Source organism: Paraburkholderia sp. HP33-1 (genome assembly GCF_021390595.1).
Lineage (GTDB): Bacteria > Pseudomonadota > Gammaproteobacteria > Burkholderiales > Burkholderiaceae > Paraburkholderia.
Map to the genome: position 1 here is coordinate 1,344,386 of NZ_JAJEJR010000002.1, position 24,306 is coordinate 1,368,691.

The 24,306-nt window shown below is 63.4% G+C and carries 21 protein-coding genes; 9 read left to right on the forward strand and 12 right to left on the reverse strand.

Going from position 1 to position 24,306, the window contains the following annotated elements; all coding sequences use genetic code 11:
* Positions 1–10: 10 nt before the first annotated feature.
* From L0U81_RS22080 to L0U81_RS22095, 4 genes are all read right to left on the reverse strand, one after another.
* Positions 11–2,962, reverse strand: a complete 2,952-nt coding sequence (locus tag L0U81_RS22080; RefSeq protein ID WP_233805632.1) for a molybdopterin-dependent oxidoreductase — start codon at positions 2,960–2,962, stop codon at positions 11–13.
* A gap of 187 nt (positions 2,963–3,149) precedes the next feature.
* Positions 3,150–4,499 carry a C4-dicarboxylate transporter DctA gene (dctA, locus tag L0U81_RS22085; RefSeq protein ID WP_267957199.1) on the reverse strand — a complete coding sequence of 450 codons (1,350 nt, stop codon included), beginning with the start codon at positions 4,497–4,499 and terminating at the stop codon, positions 3,150–3,152.
* 173 nt (positions 4,500–4,672) lie between these two features.
* Positions 4,673–5,848 (reverse strand): UxaA family hydrolase, encoded by a 1,176-nt coding sequence (locus tag L0U81_RS22090; protein WP_267957201.1) that lies wholly within the window; start codon positions 5,846–5,848, stop codon positions 4,673–4,675.
* Between the two features lie 45 nt (positions 5,849–5,893).
* Positions 5,894–6,235, reverse strand: a complete 342-nt coding sequence (locus L0U81_RS22095; protein ID WP_233805633.1) for a UxaA family hydrolase — start codon at positions 6,233–6,235, stop codon at positions 5,894–5,896.
* A 270-nt stretch (positions 6,236–6,505) separates the two neighbouring features.
* On the opposite strand from L0U81_RS22095, the gene L0U81_RS22100 reads away from it, so the two are divergent.
* Positions 6,506–7,264, forward strand: a complete 759-nt coding sequence (locus tag L0U81_RS22100) for a GntR family transcriptional regulator (RefSeq protein WP_233805634.1) — start codon at positions 6,506–6,508, stop codon at positions 7,262–7,264.
* Positions 7,265–7,427: 163 nt separating this feature from the next.
* Positions 7,428–8,906, forward strand: a complete 1,479-nt coding sequence (locus L0U81_RS22105; RefSeq protein WP_233805635.1) for a sensor domain-containing diguanylate cyclase — start codon at positions 7,428–7,430, stop codon at positions 8,904–8,906.
* Positions 8,907–8,919: 13 nt separating this feature from the next.
* Here L0U81_RS22105 and L0U81_RS22110 read toward each other — a convergent pair whose 3' ends face one another.
* The 3 genes from L0U81_RS22110 to L0U81_RS22120 all read right to left on the reverse strand — a co-directional run bounded on the left by L0U81_RS22110 (position 8,920) and on the right by L0U81_RS22120 (position 11,395).
* Positions 8,920–9,222 (reverse strand): putative quinol monooxygenase, encoded by a 303-nt coding sequence (locus tag L0U81_RS22110; protein WP_233805636.1) that lies wholly within the window; start codon positions 9,220–9,222, stop codon positions 8,920–8,922.
* A 104-nt stretch (positions 9,223–9,326) separates the two neighbouring features.
* Complete coding sequence (locus tag L0U81_RS22115) at positions 9,327–10,727, reverse strand: heavy metal sensor histidine kinase (RefSeq protein ID WP_233805637.1); 1,401 nt, start codon at positions 10,725–10,727, stop codon at positions 9,327–9,329.
* Positions 10,724–11,395: a heavy metal response regulator transcription factor gene (locus L0U81_RS22120; protein ID WP_233805638.1), complete on the reverse strand. Its 672-nt coding sequence runs from the start codon at positions 11,393–11,395 to the stop codon at positions 10,724–10,726. The genes L0U81_RS22115 and L0U81_RS22120 overlap by 4 nt, the downstream gene beginning before the upstream one ends.
* A gap of 232 nt (positions 11,396–11,627) precedes the next feature.
* Between L0U81_RS22120 and L0U81_RS22125 the strand changes: the two genes are divergently transcribed.
* Genes L0U81_RS22125 through L0U81_RS22135 form a run of 3 tightly spaced genes read left to right on the forward strand, consistent with a single transcriptional unit; the run spans position 11,628 to position 13,700 of the window.
* Positions 11,628–12,257 (forward strand): DUF5666 domain-containing protein, encoded by a 630-nt coding sequence (locus L0U81_RS22125; RefSeq protein WP_233805639.1) that lies wholly within the window; start codon positions 11,628–11,630, stop codon positions 12,255–12,257.
* 43 nt (positions 12,258–12,300) lie between these two features.
* On the forward strand, positions 12,301–12,951 hold the full coding sequence (locus L0U81_RS22130; RefSeq protein ID WP_233805640.1) for a cytochrome b/b6 domain-containing protein: 651 nt from the start codon (positions 12,301–12,303) through the stop codon (positions 12,949–12,951).
* Positions 12,948–13,700, forward strand: coding sequence for a molybdopterin-dependent oxidoreductase (locus L0U81_RS22135; protein WP_233805641.1), 753 nt, complete (start codon positions 12,948–12,950; stop codon positions 13,698–13,700). Before L0U81_RS22130 ends, L0U81_RS22135 begins: the two co-directional genes overlap by 4 nt.
* Here the strand turns inward: L0U81_RS22135 and L0U81_RS22140 are convergent.
* Positions 13,697–14,665, reverse strand: coding sequence for an AraC family transcriptional regulator (locus tag L0U81_RS22140; RefSeq protein ID WP_233805642.1), 969 nt, complete (start codon positions 14,663–14,665; stop codon positions 13,697–13,699). The genes L0U81_RS22135 and L0U81_RS22140 overlap by 4 nt on opposite strands.
* 336 nt (positions 14,666–15,001) lie before the next feature.
* On the opposite strand from L0U81_RS22140, the gene L0U81_RS22145 reads away from it, so the two are divergent.
* Positions 15,002–16,054: an NAD(P)-dependent alcohol dehydrogenase gene (locus tag L0U81_RS22145; protein WP_233805643.1), complete on the forward strand. Its 1,053-nt coding sequence runs from the start codon at positions 15,002–15,004 to the stop codon at positions 16,052–16,054.
* Between the two features lie 733 nt (positions 16,055–16,787).
* Positions 16,788–17,744 carry a LysR family transcriptional regulator gene (locus tag L0U81_RS22155; protein ID WP_326489849.1) on the forward strand — a complete coding sequence of 319 codons (957 nt, stop codon included), beginning with the start codon at positions 16,788–16,790 and terminating at the stop codon, positions 17,742–17,744.
* 19 nt (positions 17,745–17,763) lie between these two features.
* On the opposite strand, the gene L0U81_RS22160 is transcribed toward L0U81_RS22155, so the two are convergent.
* The 4 genes from L0U81_RS22160 to L0U81_RS22175 all read right to left on the reverse strand — a co-directional run bounded on the left by L0U81_RS22160 (position 17,764) and on the right by L0U81_RS22175 (position 22,462).
* A complete protein-coding gene (locus tag L0U81_RS22160; RefSeq protein WP_233805644.1) occupies positions 17,764–18,912 on the reverse strand; it encodes a nucleoside hydrolase in 1,149 nt (382 codons plus the stop codon).
* Positions 18,913–19,082: 170 nt separating this feature from the next.
* Complete coding sequence (gene zwf, locus L0U81_RS22165) at positions 19,083–20,564, reverse strand: glucose-6-phosphate dehydrogenase (RefSeq protein ID WP_233805645.1); 1,482 nt, start codon at positions 20,562–20,564, stop codon at positions 19,083–19,085.
* Positions 20,565–20,800: 236 nt separating this feature from the next.
* Complete coding sequence (gene lhpI, locus L0U81_RS22170) at positions 20,801–21,748, reverse strand: bifunctional Delta(1)-pyrroline-2-carboxylate/Delta(1)-piperideine-2-carboxylate reductase (protein WP_233805646.1); 948 nt, start codon at positions 21,746–21,748, stop codon at positions 20,801–20,803.
* An 81-nt stretch (positions 21,749–21,829) separates the two neighbouring features.
* Positions 21,830–22,462, reverse strand: a complete 633-nt coding sequence (locus tag L0U81_RS22175) for a C39 family peptidase (RefSeq protein ID WP_233805647.1) — start codon at positions 22,460–22,462, stop codon at positions 21,830–21,832.
* A 224-nt stretch (positions 22,463–22,686) separates the two neighbouring features.
* On the opposite strand from L0U81_RS22175, the gene L0U81_RS22180 reads away from it, so the two are divergent.
* Both L0U81_RS22180 and L0U81_RS22185 read left to right on the forward strand, forming a co-directional pair.
* The gene (locus L0U81_RS22180; protein ID WP_233805648.1) at positions 22,687–22,941 is read left to right on the forward strand and encodes a helix-turn-helix domain-containing protein; all 255 of its coding nucleotides are present in this window, start codon (positions 22,687–22,689) and stop codon (positions 22,939–22,941) included.
* A 1-nt stretch (position 22,942) separates the two neighbouring features.
* Positions 22,943–24,286: a type II toxin-antitoxin system HipA family toxin gene (locus L0U81_RS22185; RefSeq protein WP_233805649.1), complete on the forward strand. Its 1,344-nt coding sequence runs from the start codon at positions 22,943–22,945 to the stop codon at positions 24,284–24,286.
* The last annotated feature ends 20 nt before the right edge of the window (positions 24,287–24,306 follow it).

Consider the following 24,306-nt stretch of genomic DNA (forward strand, 5'->3'; position numbering starts at 1 on the left):
TGTCGTTGCTTCAGCGATCGTCGCCATTATTTTCGACGCGACGTGCCGCTCCGCGCAGGCGCGCCGCGAACTCGCCGCGTCCCGCGAAATAGGTTTGGACGATGCGCGACACCACACTCTTCTGTGCAACCACACCGGGCAATCCGGGCATCGCATCGAACTGCGGCAACGTATGCCGCGCGTCGGCTTCGGCCGGATAGACGCGCACGCGCACGTCATACCATGCGGCCTGGCCCGTCACCGGATCGGAGTTCGACATGCGCGCGGGCGCTTCATCGCGGCCTGGCAGCTCGTCGGTGATCAGGTGATTGAGCAGGAAGCCGCGCTGCGATTCGTTTGCATTCGGGCCGAGATTCCATGCGCCGGCGGCCTTGCCTATCGCGTTCCACGTCCATACGGTGCCCGGCTCGACGGTCTCGCTGTAGCGCGCCATGCAGCGCACGCGGCCCCATTGCGATTCGACGTAGATCCAGCCGCCATCGGCGATGCCGTTCTCCGCGGCCGCGCGCGGATTCACGTAGAGGTAGTTCTCCCCATGAATCTGCCGCAGCCACGCGTTCTGCGAATCCCACGAGTGATACATCGCCATCGGCCGCTGCGTTACCGCGGCGAGTGGGAATTGCGCGAGATCCGTCGCCGCGCTTTCGAGCGGCGCATACCAGAACGGCAGCGGGTCGAAGTACTTCTCGACGCGCGCGCGCAGATGTTCGGGCGGCTGTCGGCCGCTGCTGCGCCCTTGCGCGGCGAGCCTGAATTTCTGCATCACGTCCGAGTAAAGCTGGATCAAAATCGGCTCGCGGAATTTGCGGAAGCCGTTCTTGACGGCCCAGTCGAGATACGGTCCGTTGCAGTTGCGCATGTACTGCAAGGTCTCGGGCAAGCGGTAATGGAACACGCAGTTATTCTTCGCGTACTGCTCCCATTGATTGGGATTCGGCTCACCGACGAGCGCCTTGTCGCCATCCTTGCCGCGCCAGCCGATCAGAAAACCGACACCGGATTCGGGCGAGGTCGTGTGATTGACGATGAACTCCGGATAGTCGCGAAAGCGCCGGCCGCCATCCGCCTTGGTGAACGCGGGAAACTTCAGGCGCGACGCCAGTTCGATCAGCACTTCCTGGAACGGCTTACATTCCCCGGTCGGCGGCACGACCGGTACGCGCACCGAATCAACTGGGCCGTCGAACTCGGAGATCGGCCGGTCGAGCATCGACATCGCGTCGTACCGTTCGAGGTAAGTCGTGTCGGGCAGAATCAGATCGGCGAACGCGGTCATCTCCGACTGGAACGCATCGCACACGACAAGAAACGGAATCTTGTAGTCGCCGTTCGGATGCTTGTCCGCGAGCATCTCGCGCACCTTCATCGTGTTCATCGACGAATTCCACGCCATGTTGGCCATGAAAATCATCAGCGTGTCGATCGGATACGGGTCGCCGCGCCACGCGTTGGTGATCACGCTGTGCATGACACCGTGGACCGCGAGCGGATATTCCCACGAGAACGCCTTGTCGATGCGCACCGGGCCGCCGTGTTCGTCGATGAACAGATCCTCCGGCGCGGCGGGCCAGCCGAGCGGGCCCGTTGCGAGCGGCGTATTGGGCTTCACCGCGGCGGGGCTGTTCGGCGGTTTCGCCGACGGGGGCACCGCGCGCGGAAACGGCGACTTGTGGCGAAAGCCGCCGGGACGGTCGATCGTGCCGAGCAGCGACATCAGCACGGCGAGCGCACGGATCGACTGAAAGCCGTTCGAATGTGCGGCGAGCCCGCGCATCGCGTGAAAAGCGACCGGGTTGCCCGTGACCGATTCGTGCGATTCGCCCCATGCGTCGGTCCAGCCGATCGGCAGCGTGATGCGATGCCGGCGCCCCGTCTCGATCATCTCGCCGGCCAGCCGCCGGATCGTATCGGCGGCGATGCCGGTGATGGCCGCCGCCCATTCGGGCGTGCAATCGGCGACGCGCTCGCGCAGCAACGCGAACGATGGCGTGACCGGCTTGCCGTCATCGAGCGTATAGCGCCCTACCAGGGCTGGCGTCACGCCGCTCGCATGATGGGGCACCGCGCGCCGCGTGGCCGGGTCCCACCACAGATGATTCTGCGGAAACAGCGGATTGCCTTCCGGCCGCTCGGGATCTCGCACGAACAGGCCGAAGGTTTCGCTCGCTTCGTCGAGATCGATCAGCTCCGCCGCGTTCGTGTAACGCTGCACGAACTCGTGATCCCATGCGTCGGCGGCAATCAGTTCGTGCAGGAACGCCATGAACAGCGCGCCGTCGGTGCCCGGCCTGATCGGCACCCATTCGTCGGCGATCGCCGCATAGCCGGTGCGGATCGGATTGATCGCGATAAAGCGGCCGCCCGCGCGCTTGAACTTCGAGATCGCGATCTTCAGCGGATTCGAATGATGATCTTCCGCTGTGCCGATCATGAAGAACAGCTTCGCGCTGTCGAGATCAGGTCCGCCGAATTCCCAGAACGAGCCGCCGATCGTATAGATCATGCCGGCGGCCATGTTCGCCGAGCAGAATCCGCCGTGCGCCGCATAGTTAGGCGTACCGAACTGTTTGGCGAACAGACCGGTCAGCGCCTGCATCTGGTCGCGGCCCGTGAACAGCGCGAACTTCTTCGGATCGGTCGAGCGAATCGCGGCGAGACGTTCTTCGAGCACGTCGAACGCGACCTCCCACGAGACCGGCTCGAACTGCGCGCTGCCGCGCTCGGCGCCCGCCTTGCGCATCAAAGGTTGGGTGAGACGCGCCGGCGAGTACTGCTTCATGATGCCGGAGGCACCCTTCGCGCAGATGACGCCCTGATTCAGCGGATGCTCCGGATTGCCGTCGATATAGCGCACCTCGCCGTCACGCAGATGCACACGGATGCCACAACGGCACGCGCACATGTAGCAGGTGGTGGTCTTGATCTCGAGCCGTTCGTTCTGCGTGCGGGCGTGGTGCTCCATGGCCGTCTCCGTCGCTGTGCCTGGTGGACCGAAGCGCGGGTCAAGCGCGCTGCTCATACGATACCGAGATCGTATTCGCGTCGGCCTCGCAAGGAAAATCGCGATTTGCGACTGAAACTATCTGGCCCACCGATAGTTTCGGTTTGGCTTCACCTATGCGCTTATTTCGTCCGCGTGTCCAGTTGCTTTAGATCGATTGCGTGCGCTGGATCTCGCGCGCCTGTCCCGACTGCCCCGCTGGCGCCGCCTGCGGCTTGCGCACCGGCTGCGCCGATGCTGGTGCCTGCACCTCGCGCGGCGCTGCGAGGAATTCGCGCGCGGCACGCGCATCGAATGCGCGTTCCCAGCGCGCGACCACCAGCGTCGCGACGACGTTGCCGATCATATTGGTCAGCGCACGGATCTCGTTGAGCACGCGGTCGACGCCGAGAATCAGCGTGATGCCCGCGACCGGAATGATGTTGTGTGTCGACAGCGTCGCGGTCAACGCCACGAGCGCCGCCCCTGCCACACCCGCGCCGCCCTTCGACGTCAGCATCAGGATCGCCAGCAATCCCAGCTGCTGCATCAGCGTCAGGTGCGTGTTGGTGGCCTGCGCGATGAACAGCGACGTCATCGTCAGATAGATCGCGGCGCCGTCGAGATTGAACGAGTAGCCGGTCGGCAGCACGAGCCCGACGATCGCGCGTGGACAGCCCATGCGCTCGAGCTTTTCCATCAGGCGCGGCAGCACCGACTCCGTGGTCGAGGTGCCGAGCACGATCAACAGTTCCTCGCGGAAGTACTTCAGGAGCGGCCACAGGCCCACGCCGGCCCAGCGCGCGGCCGCGCCCAGCACGATCGCGATGAACAGGATGCTCGTGATGTAGAAGCACAGGATCAGCAGGCCGAGTTGCTGCAACGTGCCGATGCCGTATTTGCCGATCGTGAACGCGATCGCGCCGAACGCGCCCAGCGGCGCGAGCCGCATGATCATTTCGACGATGCGCATCAGCGTGTCGCCGAACTGCTCGATGCCACGCATCAGTAGCCGGCTGCGCTGCGACATGATCGACAGCGCGATGCCGAACAGCACCGAGAACAGCAGCACCTGCAACAGATCGCCGCGCGCGAACGCGCCGACCACCGAGTTCGGCACGATCATGTCTATGAAGCTCGACGACGCCGCGTGCGCATCGGCGACGTAGTGCGTAACCGCATGAGGATCGAGCGAAGCGGGATCGATATTGAGCCCCGCGCCCGGACGCAGCACGTTCGCGACGACGAGGCCCAGCACGAGCGCGATGCTCGTGACGACCTCGAAATACAGCAGCGTCTTGAAGCCGACGCGGCCCACCTGCTTCAGGCTTTCCATGCGCGCGATGCCCACGGAAACCGTGCAAAAGATCACCAGCGTGATCAGCATCTTGATGAGGCGGATGAAGGTGTCGCCGAGCGGTTTCATCTGCACGCCGAACGCGGGTGCGAAATAACCGACGAGAATGCCAGCCGCAAGTCCGATCAGGACCTGCACGTAGAGATGTTTGAGCACGCGCAAGATGGTGTCTCCTCCACTCGCTGCTGCCAGATGTCGAGCCGGCGCCTCTGCAGCATGAACTGCCGGTCACAGGCGGCGGCGCCGTTGGCCACTTCGGCGTGCCGGCGCGCCGGGAAGGTGGGGACCGCTGCGCGCGAGCCATGCGGCCCGCCGCGGCGGCGAGGCCGCCCGCGTCAGGCGCTTTCGAACAGACGCGTCAATACGAACTCGCGATGACCGAGTGCTTCGGCCGCCGTGAAACGGCCGTTGATCGTGGCCATCATGCACTGGAGCAGTTTGTCGCCGCTCTGGTCGAGATTCTGCTCGCGCTGCAGAACGCCGGTCACGTCCACGTCGATATGCTCGCCCATCGTGCGGACGGTGCGCGGATTCGCGCAGATCTTGATGACCGGCACGATCGGATTGCCGATCACGTTGCCCTGCCCGGTCGGAAAGAAATGCACGACGAAGCCCGATGCCGCGCACAAGGTCACCATCTCGGCGGCCGCGGACGACGAGTCCATGAACCACAAGCCCGAGTGCGTCGGCTCCTCGGCTTTGTCGAGCACGCCGTCGACCATGCACTTCTTGCCGATCTTCTGGATATTGCCGAGCGCTTTTTCCTCAATCGTCGTCAGGCCGCCCGCGATATTGCCCTTGGTCGGCTGCGACTCGGACAGGTCGTCGGTCTTCCAGCGGTTGATCATGTCCTGGTAGCGGTCGAACATAAACTGGAAGCGCTCGCGCACGCTGTCGTTCGCGCAGCGCGCGGCGACGATCTGCTCGCCGCCCGTGAGTTCCGAGGTCTCACCGAACACGAGCGTGGTGCCGAGGCCATAGAGTTTGTCGAAGGCGTTGCCGACGGTCGGATTCGCGCCGCAGCCCGACGTGGTGTCCGACTCGCCGCACTTTGTCGATACCCACAACTCAGAGATCGGGCATTGCTCGCGATCGAGCGACGTCGCGTACTGCACCATGTCCTTCGCGGCTTTCGAGGCCCGCATGATCGTGTCGTGATCGCCATGCAGCTCGATGCCAAAGCCCATCACCGGCTTGCCGGTTTTCGCGATGCCGTCGACGACGCGCTTCGTCCAGCCCTCCTCGATGCCGATCACGACGACCGCCGCGACGTTCGGGTTGCTGCCCGCGCCGATCAGCGTGCGGAAATGCAGTTCGAGGTCGGCACCGAACTGCAGCCGCCCATACGGATGTGGCAGCGCCATGGTGCCCTTGATGTTGTGTTCGACTGCCTGCGCCGCGGCATTGGACAGATCGTCGACCGGCAGGATGATCACGTGGTTGCGTACGCCCACGCGGCCGTTGTCGCGACGATAGCCGCGGAAAGTCGTATCCAGGTCAATCACGCTCATGGTGTCTCTCTCGTTCGGGTTGATGCCAGTGAAGGGCGGCGTTGCTTACCAGCGCTTCGTCTTGATGTTGTGCACGTGCGCGTGCTCACCGGCCTTGATAGGCGCGACCACCTTGCCGATATCGACGCCGTACTTGAACACCGTGTCGCCGACGGCCATGTCCTTCAGGGCGACCTTGTGACCGATCGGAATGTCCTGCTTCGCCGGCACGGTGACGACTTCATCGTCGTCCATGATCCATGCGTTGAGCAGCATGCCCGCCTTGATGCCCTCGACCACCGCCACGCCGACCGTGTCTTTCGCCTCGTGCAGCACGATGTGGATCGTTCTGCGCGGCGCCGACGCGCTCGCTGCGGTGTCATTGATGTCTGTCGTGGGATTGCTCATTAGCGTCTCCATTCGTCGGTTGAATGCGGTGTGAGGGTGCCGCCGGGGCAGCGCAGCCAGGTGCGCCGCGGTGAATCGATATTAGGCGCCGACTTCCCGCCTGTCAACTAGCTCATCTATATGTGTTAGATGACTTAAGAAAACCCGAACCGCTCCCGCGATTTACGGAAACATACGATTCATCCAGGTGTACTAGATGAGCTGGTCGTTTAGAATCAGGGCAGGTTCAACCCCAGCGAGCGGTACGACTCGCGTATCCGGGAGGTTTTCATGAGCACGCTCGCGATCAATGCGCCCGCGCTGGGCGCCACGCGGTACAAGGAGGTCAAGAGCGCGATTCTCGCCGCGCTCGCGGCCGGCGAATGGAAAGGCGGCGAATGCATTCCTTCGGAAAAGCGCCTCGCCGAACGCTTCGGCGTGTCGATCGGCACGCTGCGCAAAGCCATCGACGAACTGTGCGCCGAGAACATTCTGATCCGTCATCAGGGGCTCGGCACATTCGTGTCGATGCATCAGCGCGACCGGCATTTCTTCCGCTTCTTTCGCATCGAGCGGCGCGACGGCGACAAGGCCTACCCGGTCGTCACGCTGATCGGCTTCAGGAAGGCGCGCGCGTCGCGCGAGGCGGCAATCGCGCTTGGCATCGACACCGGCGCGCGCGTGCTGCAGTTCGTCAACGGACTCTCGCTGCACGGCAAGACCGTGCTGATCGAACATATCACCGTGCCCGAAGCGCTGTTTCCGGGCCTGACGGAGAGCAAGCTGCGCAACCGGCCGAACACGCTGTACAACTTCTATCAGGACGGTTTCGGCATCAATGTGGTCGAGACCGATGAGCGCGTGAGCGTGGCGCTCGCCAATGAACTCGAAAGCGGGCAACTTGGCGTCGAAGTCGGCGCGCCGCTGCTCGAGATTCGCCGCATCGCCTACTCGTATCACCGCAGCGCGGTCGAGCTGCGGATTTCGCGGCTCAATACCGCGGAATACGAGTACATCGGCACCCGCACGGCGCGCGACGATCAGAAATAGCCTGCCGTTGGTCAGCACCGCCCGGATCGCCGCGCCGTGCGTTGCGAGCGCGGCCGTCATTTCACCTGGCACAGCCGCGCAACAACGACAAGCCAATCGTCTTCCATTTTCGGCCCGGCACCAACCCGTCTAAAATAGCCGCAACTCCGACCCCGAGAACCCCATGCTGGATACCCTGCCGAGCGGCTCCGAAACCATCAACGACGACTCCGGGATGTTCGAACTCGCTCCCGTGTCGCTGTGGCTCGAAGATTTTAGTGGCGTGCGCGCGCTATTCGATGAATGGCGAGCCGCGGGCGTGACCGATCTGCGCGCCCATTTCGCCGAAGACCCGCGCCGCGTCGCCGAATGCGCGCACAGCATCCGTGTGATCAAGGTCAATCGCCAGACGCTCGCGCAGTTCGAGGCCGCCGATTTCGACACGCTGACAAGCAAGCTCGCGTCGGTGTTCCGCGACGACATGCTGAAAACGCACCTCGAAGAGCTGTGCCAGCTCTGGGCCGGGCAATTGAACTTCACGAGCCGCACGGTCAACTACACGCTCGGCGGACGGCGCCTCGACGTGCTGCTCAAGGGCGCGGTGCTGCCCGGTCACGAGGAGCGCTGGGACCGCGTACTGGTATCGACCGAAGACATCACCGAGCTCGAAGGCGCACGGCGCGGTGTCGCGCTCGCGGAGCAGTACGCGCGCGGGCTCTTCGAATATTCGCCGGTCTCGCTGTGGGTCGAGGATTTCAGCGCGGTCAAACGCCTGCTCGACGGTGCGCGTGCGGCCGGCATCAACGATTTCCGCGTGTTCACCGACGTCCATCCGGAGTTCGTCGAACGCTGCATGGCGGAAATTCACGTGCTCGACGTCAACCACCACACGCTCGGGATGTTCGCCGCGAAGGACAAGAAAACGCTGCTCGCGCGCCTCGCCGACGTGTTCCGCGACGACATGCGCCCGCATTTCCGCGAGCAGTTGATCGACCTGTGGGACAACAAGCTGTTCCAGCAGCGCGAAGTGCTCAACTACTCGCTCGACGGCAGCGAAGTGCACGTGCATCTGCAATTCTCGGTGCTGCCCGGCCACGAGCAGAACTGGGACCTCGTGCTGGTCGCGCTGACCGACATCACCGCGCGCAAGAAGGCCGAGGCGTACCTCGAATTCCTCGGCAAGCACGACGTGCTGACCAAGCTGCGCAACCGCTCGTTCTACGTCGATGAACTGAACCGGCTCGAACGCAAGGGACCGTGGCCTGTGACGATCATCATGGCCGACCTGAATGGCCTGAAGCGCGTCAACGATCAGCTCGGTCACGCGGCCGGTGACGCGCTGCTGCGGCGTGCCGGCGAAGTGCTCGCGAAGGCGATGGAGTCGCCGTTCCACGCGGCGCGGATCGGCGGCGACGAATTCGCGATCCTGATGCCCGATACCGACGAGCGCGGCGGCGCGGCGATGATCGATGCGATCCGTCAGCTCGTCGAGATGAACAACCAGTTCTATCCGGGCTCGCCACTGAGCTTCTCGATGGGCGCGGCGACCTGCCAGCGCGGCGACCGGCTCGAAGCGGGCGTGCAGCGCGCTGACCTGCTGATGTACGAGGAAAAGCGCGCGCACTACGAGGAGCAGCCGGCAACCGACGCGGCCGCCAGGTAACGGCGGGCTGCGATCAGCCCGGCAGTTTGGCGGCGAGCACGTCCAGCTTGGCGATGTTCGGTGGCGACGCGAACAGCTCGCCCGCCTTCGCCATCAACGCGGCCGCGACCTTGCCGTTCAGATGCGCGTCGCGGCCGGCTTCGTCGTCGAATGCATCGAAAATGCCGTACGTCGAGGGCCCAAGCTTCAGACCGAACCATGCGGCGGTGGCCGGTTCCTGCTCGACGAGCGGCAAGCCGCCGAGCAGAAACTCCTCCACCTCCTGTTCCTTGCCGGGCTTGGCTTCCAGACGGACAAACAGAGCGAGCTTGACCATGATGCGACTCCTGATGAGTGCGGCAGACAGCGGTCCTGTTAACGCGCCTTGAAAAGTATAGGCGGCGTTAGCTGAAGCGGCGCGGGATCGAGACCGCGAGCAAGTCACGCGCCAGGAAAGCGCAGTTCGAAACGCACGACGCCCGGCAGCGGACACACCACCTGTGCGCTGCCGCCATGCAGATGCATGATCGCCTTGACGATCGCGAGCCCGAGTCCACTCGATTCGGTGAACGCACTGCGCGCCGCGTCGCCGCGATAGAAGCGATCGAATAGCCGGTCCAGCTGCGCGGCGGGAATCGGATTGCCCTCGTTTTCGACCGTCACGAGCGCGCCCGCTTCGTCCTGCGCGCCGCGCAGGCGCACGATCGAATCGCCCGCACCGTAACGCACCGCGTTGACGACCAGATTGTTGATCGCGCGGCGGCACAGCATCGGATTGGCCGACACCACGCCCGACGCGTCGACTTCGAAACGCATGCCGCGTTCGTCGGCAAGGCCTTCGAAATAGTCGGCGATTCTGACGAGCTCGCCATGCAGATCGACCGGTTGCCGCTCGATCGACAACGCCGCATGATCCGCATGCGCGAGAAAGAGGATGTTCTCCGCGATATGGCTGAGACGGTTCAACTCCTCGAGATTCGATTCCAGTAGTTGCTGATATTCGTCGGGCTCGCGCGGCTGCGCGAGCGCCACCTGGGTCTGGCCGACCAGCGCGCCGACCGGCGTGCGAATCTCATGCGCGAGATCGGCGGAAAACTGCTGCAGGCGTTGATAGCCGTCGGCGAGACGGTCGAGCATCGCATTGAAGGCGTGCGTGAGTTGGTGCAGTTCCACCGGCGCGGCCTCGTTGTCGAGCCGCACCGCCAGATTCGTCGGGCTGATCTGCGCGGCCCGTGTCGCGATCTCGCGCACCGGTCGCAGCGCGCGGCGCAGTACGCAGTAAGCGAGCAGCGTCGCGGCCAGCATGCCGGCCAGCGTCGCCAGAACGATACGGTTGCGGTACGCGGCGAGCATGCGCATTTCCTGGGTCATCGGGTGGCCGGCGATCACCTCGACTTCGGTGCCGTCCTCACGCGCCGTCGCGGTCGCAATCGCCCAATGGACCGGTACGCCGTCGGGCAGTCGCGTCTGACGGATGTCGGCGGTGCGCGGCCGGTTGCCCGCCACGGCGGCCTGCAGATCAGGCACCGCGAGCCTGGCCGGATTCACGTCGATGAACGGCGCCTCGCCCGGCCGGCGAAATTGCAGCACATCCTCTTCCGCGCCGAGCATCGTCTCGAACAGCAGCGGACGCTTTTTCAATTCGCTAACCGAATAAAGGTCGTGCGCGATACGGCTGAAATGCTCGACGCGGCCGCTCAGCACGACGTCGGCGCGGCGTTGCAGCGAGACTTCGGCGGAATGATAGAAATACGCGCCGAGCGAGCCGATCACCACGCAGGCGATCAGCGCAAACAGCAACGTGGTGCGCGCGATCAGCGAGCGTTCGGTCCAGAGTTTCATACGCCGTCGCCGAACGTGTAGCCGATGCTGCGCACCGTGTGAATCAGCTTCTTCTCGAACGGGTGATCGATCTTCGCGCGCAACCGCTTGATCGCCACGTCGACCACGTTGGTGTCGCTATCGAAGTTCATGTCCCACACTTCCGACGCGATCTGCGAACGCGACAGCGCCTCGCCCTCGCGGCGCACCAGCAGATGCAGCAGCATGAACTCCTTGTTGGTCAGCGCAATGTCGACGCCCTCGCGCGTGACCCGGCGGCGCAACACGTCGAGCCTGAGGTCGGCGACCTCGAACACGTCGCTCTCGCGAATCACGCCACGGCGCAGCAGCGTGCGAATTCGCAGCACCAGTTCGGTGAACGAAAACGGTTTGACGAGATAGTCGTCGGCGCCCAGTTCGAGACCATGAATGCGGTCGCTGACCTGATCGCGCGCGGTCAGGAAGATGACCCGCAGATCGCGTCGGGCCCGCAACGCCCGCATGATCTCCCAACCGTCGATGCCCGGCAGCATCACGTCGAGCACCACGAGCTCGTAGTCGTGCTCGAGCGCAAGATGCAGACCGTCCGTGCCGGTGCGCGCGAGATCGACCGCGTAGCCATTCTCGCGTAAGCCCTTCTTCAGATAGTCGCCGGTCTTCGGGTCGTCTTCGATGACGAGAATACTCATGATGCTCGCTGCTCCTGCGCGCGATTCGACCCGCAGGCCCGCCGCCACGCGCACAAAAAACACCTGATGAAAGCGCCTGAAAAGACTGCAACGCTCCCGGCGGCCATTCTACGTGGACGCCGTCGGACGATCATGACGTTTTTGTCATCCTCCCGTCACTCTGATGAGCCGATCCGGGGAATAGTCTGACCACACCGTTCACCACGCTGTATCCCCTTCCTGGAGTTACATCATGAAGACCCTATCTGCGCGAGCGCTGCGCGCCCTCGCCGTCCCCGCCCTCGCCGCCGCGCTGTTCGCAACGATGTCCGCGGCTTCGGCCCAGAACGCGGCGCCCACCGGCGTGCGCGGCACGGTGACGTCGCTGTCGGGCGATCTGCTCAAAGTCCACACGCGCGACGGCCAGGACGTCGACGTCAAGCTCGCCGCCGACACGCCGATTCGCGGCGTCACGCTCGCCAACGTCACCGACATCAAGCCCGACAGCTACGTCGGCACCGCCGCGATTCCGCAGTCCGACGGCACGCTGAAGGCACTCGAAGTGCACGTGTTTCCGCCGAGCATGCGCGGCATGGGCGAGGGTCATCGCCCGTGGGATCTCGGCACGAACAGCACGATGACGAACGGCACGGTTGGCTCGCTTGTGGTCAGCAACGGCCGCACGATTACCGTCAAGTACAAGGATGGCGAGAAGAAAATCGTGATTCCGCAGGATGTACCGATCGTCAGTCTGGAACCCGGCAACCGTGCGTTGCTCACGCCTGGCACGAAGGTCGTGCTGTTCGCGCACAAGGATGCGGATGGCTCGATGGCGGCGAATTTCATTTCGGCCGGCGAGCATGGAGTGACGCCGCCGATGTAAAGCGGTGCGTCGTTTCCACTCCTCTTTCTCGCCATTCAAGCCAATGCCCGAATCTCCCGCATTTCTGATCGTCCATCCGCTCGTCGTTCGCGTGACGCACTGGATCAACGCGTTCGCGATGGTCTGCATGGTGATGAGTGGCTGGGCGATCTACAACGCGTCGCCGATCTTTGCGTTGCGCTTTCCCGCGTGGGCGACGCTCGGCGGATGGCTGGGCGGCTCGATCGCATGGCACTTCGCGGCGATGTGGCTGCTGTGCGCGAACGGTCTGCTGTATCTCGCGTATGGCGTGGCGAGCGGCCATTTGCGGCACAAGCTGTTGCCGGTTCGTCCCCGCGACGTGGCACGCGATACGGCGCTTGCGTTGCGCTTCAGACTGCCGCACGAGACCGGCAAGTACAACGCCGTGCAGCGTGCACTGTATTTGCTGGTGCTGCTGCTCGGCGTGCTGCTCGTCGCCTCGGGGCTGTCGATCTGGAAGCCGGTGCAATTTTCGTGGCTGACCGCGCTGTTCGGAGGCTTCGATTTTGCGCGGCGCGTTCATTTCGTCGCGATGGCCGGCGTGGTCGGCTTTGTCGTCGTGCATCTGTTGCTGGTGCTGCTGGTGCCGCGCACATTACCGCCGATGGTCACCGGCCACGCCCGGCGCAGCACGCATCGCATCGATCAGGCACACGAGAGGACTCGCGCATGAGCGACCCGCAACGTATCGTGCTGGCCGAGCACCGTCCGCAGATCGAGCGGTTGCAACGCCGATTATTCCTGCGCTCGTCGCTATCGATCGGCGCGCTCGCGATGCTGTCCGGCTGCAATCTGCAGGACAACGATTCCGTCGACAAGGTGCTATGGGCGATGTCGCGCTGGAACGATCGAGTGCAGGCCTGGCTGTTCGATCGCAACAAACTCGCGCCGACGTATTCGGCGCGCGATATTACCGATCCGTTTCCATTCAACGCGTTCTATCCCGAGTTCGACGCGCCGGACATCGACGGCTCGACCTATCGGCTGGAAGTGTCGGGGCTCGTGGCTGACAAACGCAGCTGGAGTCTCGAGCAGTTGCGCGCGCTGCCGCAGGTCTCGCAGATCACGCGTCACGTATGCATCGAAGGCTGGAGCGCGATCGGACAATGGCGCGGCGTGCCGTTTCGCACGTTTCTTGAACGGATCGGCGCCGATCTGAGCGCACGCTATGTGGGTTTCAAATGCGCGGACCGCTACTATTCGAGCCTCGACATGGCGACCGCGCTGCATCCGCAAACGCAATTGACGCTCGATTTCCGCAACGCGCCGCTGCCGGCCAGATACGGCTATCCCCTTAAGCTGCGCGTGCCGACCAAGCTCGGCTTCAAGAATCCCAAGCACATCGCCGCGATCTTCGTGACCAACACGAATCCGGGCGGCTACTGGGAAGATCAGGGGTACAACTGGTTCAGCGGGCTTTAGACGACGGTGACATAACGCGGCACCGGTTTCTGCACGCGCGGCGGCGGCGCATCGTGAGCCACGCGCATCCGTTTGACTTCGTCGACAGGACTCAGGCCGAACAGCCGCTTGAACTCGCGGCTGAACTGCGAAGCGCTTTCGTAACCGACGCGCGCGGCAGCCGCGCCCGCATTCAAACCGTCCTGCACCATCAATAGACGCGCGTGATGTAGACGCGTGGTCTTCACGTACTGCATCGGCGAGGTCGCGGTGACGGCCTTGAACTGCGCATGAAACACCGCGAGACTCATGCCGGCTTCGGACGCGAGCGTATCGACATCGAGCGACGCGTGATAGTCCGCATGGATGCGCCGCAGCGCCTTCGCGATGCGGCCGAAGTGATTCTGATGCGTGAGCGCCGCGCGAATCGCGCCGCCCTGCTCGCCGGTCAACACGCGATAGCAGATTTCCCGCACGATTCCAGGTGCAAGAATGCTCGCATCGAGCGGTGCTGCGAGCGCTTCCATCAGCCGCTGCACTGCGCTGCTCAGCGCGGGATCGAGCGGTGTCGAGTAGATGCCGGCCGGCTCGTGCTGCGCGATGCCCTGGGTTTCATTGAGCGCCATCAGCAACTCGGCGACCATCGTCAGATCGACGCGCACGGAAATGCCGAGAAACGGCTCCTGCTCGCTTGCCTCGGTCTCGCATTCGAACGGCAACGGCACCGACAGCACCAGGTACTGCTGCGCGTCATACTGGAATACCTGATCGCCGAGATAGCCGCGCTTGCGTCCCTGGCAGACGATCACGATGCTCGGCTCGTACATCACCGGCATGCGCGGCATCGGACGATTCGCGCGCATCAGGTTGACGCCTTCGAGGCTCGAGCGCGTCATGCCGGCATTCGGTGCGAGCAGATCGAACAGTTCGCGCAAGCGGCGTTGCGCGGGATTGTCGGTAACGGAACCGGCAGCTTGAGTGGACATGACGATATGGTGACAACCAGGAGAATAATGCTTGGAATCTAGCACCAAACAGTCTATCGCGCTGCCCCTCCAGAGTTTTAGGCAAATCTTCAAGACAATCAGGTATTCCGCGAGGGGCGTCGGACTCCTAAGATGGGAACCCTGCCGGATCGCCTTTTTCATCGCGCGCAGCGTGCGCGGTGATTGGCCGCCATCAGCCGAGCGCTCGCGAATCGCGGCCACCGGCGCTCGCGCCCTGATCCCGGTTCAAGCTGCGGCCCGCCGCATCCGCAACCCGTGTTGCGCATCGCCGGCGCGTCGCCTGTTGCGCCATCACCCTCTTTGCTGGAGCTATCCATGAGCACGACATATGCCTATGCAGCGACCGACGCCACAGCGCCGCTCGCCCCGTTCGAATTCCAGCGCCGCGCACCGCGCGCCCATGACGTGCAGATGGAAGTGTTGTTCTGCGGCGTGTGCCATTCAGACCTGCATCAGGCACGCAACGAATGGAAGAACACGATTTACCCGGTCGTGCCGGGCCACGAGATCGTGGGCCGCGTGACCGCGGTCGGCCCGAGCGTGACGAAGTACAAGGTCGGCGAGCTCGTCGCGGTCGGCTGTCTGGTCGATTCGTGCCGCACTTGCGCGAGTTGCGCGGAAGGTCTCGAGCAGTATTGCGAGAATGGTTGGGTGGGCACGTATAACGGTGTCGATCGCGTCGACGGACAGGTCACTTACGGTGGCTATTCGACGCAACTGGTCGTCGACGAGGCCTTTACGCTGCGCGTGCCGGAGAATCTCGACCCTGCGGGTGTCGCGCCGCTGCTGTGCGCCGGCATTACCACGTATTCGCCGCTGCGCACCTGGGGCGTGGGACCGGGCAAGAAGGTCGGGATTGTCGGCCTCGGCGGTCTCGGCCATATGGGTGTGAAGCTGGCGCGGGCGATGGGTGCGCATGTCGTGCTGTTTACGACGTCGCCGTCGAAGATTGAGGATGCGAAGCGGCTTGGTGCGCATGAAGTCGTGGTTTCGAGGAATCCGCAGGAGATGGAAGCGCATGTGAATAGCTTCGATTTCATTCTCAATACCGTGGCTGCGCAGCATGATCTGAATCCGTTTTTGAATCTGCTCAAGCGGGATGCGACGATGACGTTGGTTGGGGCTCCCGAGCACGACCATCCGTCGCCGCAGGTCTTCAACCTGATCTTCAAGCGGCGGCGCCTTGCTGGTTCGCTGATTGGCGGGATCGCCGAGACGCAGGAGATGCTCGATTTTTGCAGTGAGCATGGGATTACTTCTGATATCGAAATTATTCCGATGCAGAAGATTAATGAGGCTTATGAGCGGATGCTCAAGAGTGATGTGAAATACCGGTTTGTGATTGATATGGATTCGTTGAAGAAGTAATTGCGATTTTTTGGCCGCGCAGCGGGTGCGTTTTTTTGCGCCTGCGGCGCGGGTTCTGTTTGTTGTTGTTTTTTTGCCTTCGCTTTTTTTCTTTGTTCTTAGGGTGTTGGCCTTTCCTTGATTTCTTGTCGGTCTATTAGCGTTGCCCCTGTGCGGGGCGGCACCTACTTTCTTTGCTGCTGCAAAGAAAGTAGGCAAAGAAGACAGCTTTAAACCGCTAGCTCATAAGCGGGCACCTCGGTCTGCATGAGGTAGTGGTGCATCTGGAATCTGTGTTCTCGCACATTCCGCGTTATTGACAAGGCAGTCATACCTCCGGCGGCGCTGCGCGCGCCGAAACCCCGGCCAAAACCATTGGTCGTTTCGGCGCGTTGCCGAGGCGAAGCCGATGGCCCGCTAACAAAAAAATACCACTGGTTTCCCCTGCATACCCGTCCGCGACGCACGCAGTGCGGAGTGGGTGCGGATGACGGCTTTGTCACTGCCGCGGAGTGTGCGGGGGAACGGATTCCAGATGCACCACTGCCCCCTCCAAGCCAGGGGACCCACTTAAGAATTAGCGGTTTGAGCTGTCTTCTTTGCCTACTTTCTTTGCAGCAGCAAAGAAAGTAGGTGCCGCCCCGCACAGGGGCTACGCAAATAGACCGATAAGACAGCAAGGAAAGGCCAACACCCTAAGAACAAAGAACAAAACACCGCAGGCAAAGAACAAGAAACCATTTGGAGCACGAAAGTGATCGACAGAATAACTGCAATGCGCACATTCATCCGAATTGTGGACACCAACAGCTTCACCCGCGCAGCGGAATCATTAAACATTCCACGCGCAACGGCAACGACGATCGTCCAGAACCTGGAAGCCCTGCTAGGCACAGCGCTACTGGTCCGCACAACACGCCGCCTGAGCGTCACCTCAGAAGGCGCAGCCTACTACGAGCGCTGTGCGCAAATCCTCGCCGACATCGACGAAATGGAAGCCAGCCTCCGCAATTCGACCGACAACCTTACCGGCCGCCTACGGATCGAAATGCCCAGCGCGGTAGCAACTGCAATCGTGCTTCCGTCCCTGGACGACTTCCACACCCGCTACCCGAACCTCGATCTCGCAATCGGCGTCAGCAACCGCATCGTCGATATGGTCTCCGAAGCAATCGACTGCAGCATCCAGCTCGGTGAATTGCCCGATTCCAATCTCGTCGCGCGGCAACTCGGCACGCTGGATCAGATCACCTGCGCGAGTCCGGCCTATCTGGATCGCTACGGCTCGCCCGCCGATCTCGACGAGCTGCGCGCGCACGTCGCGGTCAACTGCGTGTCGCCGCATAGCGGCCGCGAATGCGATTTCGATTTTGAAGTGGATGGCGCAGCCCGCAAGGTCAAGCTCAACGGCTTCGTGCAGGTCAGCGACGAACAGGCATACCTGACCTGCGGTCTGCAAGGCCTCGGCATGATCCAGCCCGCGCGGATCGCCGCACAGCCTTACCTCGATTCGGGCCTGCTGCGTGAAGTGCTGCCGCAATGGAAACCCGTGCCGATGCCGGTCTCGGTCGCGTATGTGAAGAACCGCCGCGTGTCGCCGCGCGTCCGCGCGTTCGTCGATTGGCTCGCGGAGCTGTTCGAAAAGGCCGGGGACGTCGAGCAGGATCTGTCGCGTGTGCGTCAGTTGCTGCGTGGCCTGCATCCCGCATGAAGCGGGTGCGCTCGCGCGTTCACTTGTCCGGTTGCCGCACCGGCACCGGCCGCGTCAACAGATCGACATAGAAATTAAAGAACGCCGGATTATCGAATCGTTTGACGATCGTCATTTTCTGCAACCCAGGCGGCGGCGAACTCGTGTAGCCCCTTGCCTTGCCATCGTCGGCACCGAAGCCCGTATCCACATCCACCCACTCCTCGACGGTCTGCGTCGCGAACGACGGATGCATCAGGTACGCGAGCGTCAACGTGTCCCAGATGCTCGTCGTGTAATCCGGATTGGTCTCGAAGCCGTTCTTGCCGTCGAAACCGTAGCCGTTCAGCGTCTTGAAGAGTTGCGTAATGATGGTCTGCTTCGCCGGATCGTGCGCAATGCGATCGTAAACCGCCCTGTTCATTTGCACGGTATTCGTCACGTCAAGCGGAATCACCGTCTGTTTGATCGGCAGACGCAGGACCGTTTTCGCTGCCTGCGGATCGAACCACCAGTTGAACTCGGCGGTTCGCGTGGTATTGCCCGGCACGTCGATCGCGCCGCCCATGTAGATGATCTGCCCGATCAGCGGCACGATCTCGGGATGCTCGCGCGTGGCCAACGCGATGTTGGTCAGCGGGCCGATCGCAAGAATCGTCACCTCGCCCGGATAACGCTTCACTGATTCGACGATGAAGTCGATCGCGCTCTGGTTGCGCACCTTGGTGTGCGTCGCGAAGCCGTCCGGCGGCGCGACGAGGTCACTCTCCGATTTCGGTTCGGCCTTGTTCCATGCGCCGATATAGCCGTCGCCGCCGGGAAATTCCTTCAGTTCCCGCTGGACGGTTCTGAAGTCGTGCGACAGTGCGTAATTGGCGCCCGCATACACGCCGATCTGATTTTCGACGCCGAGTCGTTCGACCGATTTCAGCGCGTCGGCAACGCCCTGCTTCAGCCATTGATTACCGGACACCACGGTAATGCCAAGCACGTTCAGCGAACCTTGCGCCTGCAATTGCGCAGCCATCACTCCGAGCTGGCCGTCGTCGCCGAGCGTGTTGTAGTCGCTGTCGATGATCACCTTCGGCGGATCGCTCCGGGCATTGAGACCGCTGCTGGCGCAAGCCGTGAGACTGAGTGTGGTTGCCACGCTTGCCGCCCAGGTCAATGTCACGAGAATTCGCATCATCGATGCAGTCCTCCGGAATACCGTTGTGTGATGCGGACAAGGCAACCGTCATAGGCGCGAACCATACGCATGACTAACAATTAATGCACAAACAGCAGCGCATGCAAAAACGGCTCGCGACGTCACTGCAACGTCACGAGCCGCGTCAATCGCGCGCTATCGAAAGCCCGTTACTGCGACTCCTCCGCCCACACCGCATTTTCCCGCGTCATCAACGCGGTCGATGCGGCCGGCCCGAACGTGCCGGACGAATACGAGCGCGGCCGCTCGCCGGACTTCGCCCAGCCGTCGAGAATCGGCTCGGCCCACGCCCATGCCGCTTCGAGTTCGTCGCGACGCATGAAGTGCGTGAGACGTCCGCGGATCACGTCGATCAGCAGCCGCTCATAGGCTTCCGCGCGACGTTCGGTGAACGCCTGCTGCAGGTCCAGGTTCAGGTTCACCGGCAGCATGTGCATTCCGCTGCCCGGCTCTTTCGCGAGCACCTGCAACTGGATCGACTCTTCGGGCTGCAACTGGATCACGAGACGATTGCCATAACTGCGGCCATTGGCCGGAATGATCGAGAACGGCAATTCGGAGAATTCGATCACGATCTCCGACAGCTTCTTCTGCATCCGCTTGCCGGTGCGCAGGAAGAACGGCACGTTGGCCCAGCGCCAGTTGTTGATCCGCGCGCGCAGCGCGACGAAGGTTTCGGCGCGGCTGCCCGCCGGCACGTTGTCTTCCTCGAGGTAGCCCTTGACCGCCTCGCCGTCGACGGCGCCAGCCGTGTACTGGCCGCGCACCGTGTCGCGCGCGATGTCCTCGGGTGTCATCGGCCGCAGCGAGCGCAGCACCTTCAGCTTTTCGTCGCGCACCGCGTCGGGATCGAGCGACACCGGCGGCTCCATTGCGACGATGCACAGCAGTTGCAGCAGGTGGTTCTGCACCATGTCGCGTAGCGCACCGGTCTTGTCGTAGAACCCCGCGCGGCTGCCGACGCCGACCGTTTCGGCCACCGTGATCTGCACGCTCTTGATGTACGGCGCCTGCCACAGCGGTCCGAAAATCGGATTGCCAAAGCGCAGCACCATCAGATTCTGGACGGTTTCCTTGCCGAGGTAGTGGTCGATCCGGTAGATCTGCGCTTCGTCGAAATGCTTGCCGACCGCGATGTTGATTTCCTTTGCGGAGGCCAGATCGTGACCAAGCGGCTTTTCGAGCACGACACGCGAATTGGCATCGACGAGCCCGGCCGACGACAGGTTGTCGCAGATATGGGTAAACAGATCCGGCGACGTCGCCAGATAGAACACGCGGTTCACGCCCTCGCGCGACGCTTCCTTCAGGCGCTGGTAGTCCTCGGACGAGTCGACGTCCATCCTTACGTATTCGAACAGCGCGAGGAATTTGTCCCACGCGGACGCTTCGAACGCCTTCTTGTCGATGAAGGGCTTCGCCTTCTGCTCCATGAATTCTCGGATGTATTCCTCGCGCGACCAGGGTTTGCGGCCGATCGTCAGAATGCGGGTGTCCGGCGGCAGGTTGCAGTGCAGATGCGCCATGTAAAGCGCAGGCAGCAGCTTGCGGAACGACAGATCACCGGTGCCGCCGAAGATGATCATGTCGAGCGGCAGGTCGGGTGTGGCGGAAGCTTGTTGGGTCGTCATGGCACGGTCGCAGCGTCTAGGGAGAAGGCGTCGATCAGGAATCGGCGGCCGGCGGACGGGCTACGGCTCCCGTCGGCGATGGCGCCTTTTCCGGCGAACGCCTATGGTGCAACGTTTCGGGATAGTTTGCACGGCAACATCTGCCTCAGGTTAGCGCAAAGCGCCAACCTTGCGCGGCAGACGACTGTTTTTTAGGGATATTTTGCTCGATTTTTTGCGGGTTGAGCCGGTGACGGTCAGCCCCGTTCCAAAGCGTCGCGCGCGACCCGGCACGCGGCCAGATCCCACGCTGCGCAGCCGACGCTCTTGAACACCACCGGCCCCGCCGGCACCGGCTGCGTCTGATCCAGCACCGCGGCGATCCCGCCCACGCGGGCCCAGTCGACACCCGCCTGGATGAAATCACCGGCCTCGTGCCTCGCGCCGGCCGGATCGTCGACGAATAGCGCACTGCCGGCGAGCGTGGTCGCGCCAATCTCGGCCATCTGCGGCGTGAAAGCACCGACGCCGATCACGAGCCGCCCGGCACGCGCCGCCTCGTCGTAGACCGGCTGTCTGCTCGTGGTCAATGCAATCACGACGTCGGTCGAAGCGGGAATCGTCGCCCCTGCTTGTGTGAGCGGACGCAACTCGCGCACCTTGCCGCGCTGCGCCGCGCAGAATGCTTCGGCACGCGCGGGCGCACTGCCCTTGATCGACACGCGCGCGTCGGGAAACAGCTCGCCGATCGCCTCCAGATGATTGAGCGCCTGCGTGCCGGTGCCGATCAGCAGGAATTCGCGGGGCGCGCCTTCGCGGGGCGCGCGTCGAGCGAACGTCGCGATGCCGAGCATCGACATTGCTGCGGTCCGGCGGCCCGTCACGGTCGGGCCGTCGAGGACGAACAGCGTCTCGCCGGTGTCGGCATCGAAGGCCATCACCTGGCCGTGGATCGTGGGCAGATGGCGCGCGCCGTTGCTCGCGCACACGTTGACGAGCTTGTGGATCGCGAGATCAGGCGCGGTGGCGGGCATCGACAGCATGATGCCGCCCGCGTTCAGCGGCACGACGAGCCGCTCGGGGCTCACGATGCGCTGTTGCGCGTAATCGACGCTTGCGCGCCGCAACGCGTCGACAAGCGCTGCGTAAGGCATCAGACGCGCGGTGGCGGCGGCGTCGAAGATCTGCGTGGTCGGGCGGGTCATGGGCGGAACGGTCCAATGCCGGATGGAGTGGGCATGGCGTCACCGTAACCGAGCGCAAAAAAATTGACCAGTCACGGCCCGCTAGCTTGTGCGGCGGCTCAGCGTCATCCCCCGCCCCGCATAGAAACGCGACATCGTCGCGAACGGCAGGTACGCGTCGGCCTGATGCGGCGCGACACCCGACGGGTTGTGAAACCACACGCCGTCGCGATCCCGCCCGTGCAGCAGGATCAGATGACCGCCCTGCTGCTGGTTCGGCCGCTCGGGATAGCGAATCTCGGGACTCACGGACACGATCGCGAGCGTCTCGGCGTCGAGCCGCGCCGCGATCTCCTCGAGCGGCGCCTGCGGCAGCACATCGATGGCCAGACCGAACGCAGCGCCCGCCCAATCGGCGAACGGCCGGTAGATCAGGCCGTCGACGCCGCCATCATCGCGCAGCCGATACACGCCGTGCCGCAACGCGTCGTCGAGCAATGCGGCGCGCGGCGCGTGCTCGATGCGCCAGTAGTCGAGCGCCGATTCGAGGCACGTGAGCCCGCACAGGCGCTGCGCCCAGAAACGATAGCGCTCGCGGTCGACGAAACCGCTGCGCTGCCAGTGCGGATCGTCGCACGGGTCGCGCTGCTGTTCGACGATGTCGCGCACCCACTCGGGGCTGCCCCATTGCCTGTAGTACGGGACGTCGGCGTGGCGGACAGCGGGTTCGGTCATCAGTGGCATCGGTTGGGTCGGGTTCAGTGGTATCGGGCGGGATTACAGCATGCCGCGCGGTAATGACGCCACCCATGCTCATCGCGAAGCCGAAGCCGCCGGCCCCAGCGAAACTTTCCAATTATCCGCCACACGAATATTCGTCAATTATCTGCCACACGAATATTTGACAAATATTCGTGTGGCGCATAAATTGCATTTATTTGTCTCACAGATAGTCCGCCATGCTCCACCCGATCGCCACATCTGACCAGCTCGCCCAGCTGCTTGCGGCCAGCCGCCGCCAGGCCGGCCTCACGCAGACCGAGGCGGCCGCACGCATTGGCGTGAGCCAAAGTCGCATTTCCGCGCTCGAAACCGACGCGAGCGCGCTCACCCTCACACAGTTGCTGGCACTGTGCGGCGCCTACGGCCTGCAGTTGCAGTTGCGCGACAAGCACGAGCCGAGCCCCGGGCCGGCGCCGATCGTCGAGTGGTGAGATGGCACGGCAAACCTCTTCTTCGAAGGCCTTGTCGGTGTGGGCGAACAATGAGCGCGTCGGCGTCTGGCGCCTGCCCGCGCGCGGCCCGATGGAATTCGCTTACGACGCCGCGTGGATCGCCTCGCCCGCGGGTCGTCCGCTGTCGCTGTCGCTGCCGTTTACGCCCGGCAACATGACGCACAAAGGGCCGCGGGTGCTCAACTTTTTCGACAACCTGCTGCCCGACAGCGACGTCATCCGCAAACGCATCGCGCAGCGCTATCGGACCGAAACGCTCGACGCGTTCGACCTGCTGCAGGCGATCGGCCGCGACTGCGTCGGCGCGGTCCAGCTGCTTGCCGAAGACGACGCACCGGCCGGGGTCCAGCGGATCGAAGGCACGCCGCTCTCCGACGGCGACATCGAGGCGCTGCTCGCGCAAACGGTCGGCAAACCGTCGCTTGGCGCGCCCGACGAAAGCGACGACTTCCGCATCTCGCTGGCTGGCGCGCAGGAAAAAACCGCGCTGCTGTGGCACGACGGCCAATGGCAGCGGCCGCACGGCGCGACGCCGACCACGCATATCTTCAAGCTGCCGCTCGGGCTGGTCGGCAACCGGCTTGCCGATCTCAGCACGTCGGTTGAAAACGAGTGGCTGTGTCTGCGGATTCTGCGCGCGTTCGGCCTGCCGGCCGCCAACGCCGAGGTGCTCAGGTTCGGCAAGCAGCGGGTGCTCGCCGTGGAACGCTTCGACCGGCAGATGCATTCGAGCGGCACATGGCTGCTGCGTCTGCCGCAGGAAGACTTCTGCCAGGTGTACGGCGTGCCGTCGCACCGCAAATACGAGAACGAGGGCGGCCCCGGCGTGCTCGACCTTGCGCGGATCCTGCAGCAATCGGTCGACGCGAGGCACGACATCGAGACGCTGCTGGCGAGCCAGATCCTGTTCTGGATGCTTGCCGCGCCGGACGGGCACGCGAAGAACTTCAGCATCCGTCTGCTCGCGGGCGGCCAGTACCGTATGACGCCTCTCTACGACGTGATGTCGATCTGGCCGGTCGAAGGCAATGGCCCGAACCAGTGGTCGTGGTACAAGGCGCGGCTTGCGATGGGTCTGTGGTCGCGCAGCAAGCACGATGCGTTTCGCGATGTGCAGCGGCGCCACTTCAACGCGATGGCGTTGAAGTGCTCGTACGGCGCCGACGCCGAGCCGCTGATCCAGCGATTGATCGAACAGACGCCCGGCGTGATTGAGCGGGTATCGGCGGAGTTGCCCGAGCGCTTTCCGGGCAAGGTCGCGGAGCGGATTTTTAAAGGACTTCAAAACTCGGCGGCCCGGCTCGACACCATGCCGGCAAGCTGACCGCGCGCCGCGCGAGCGCG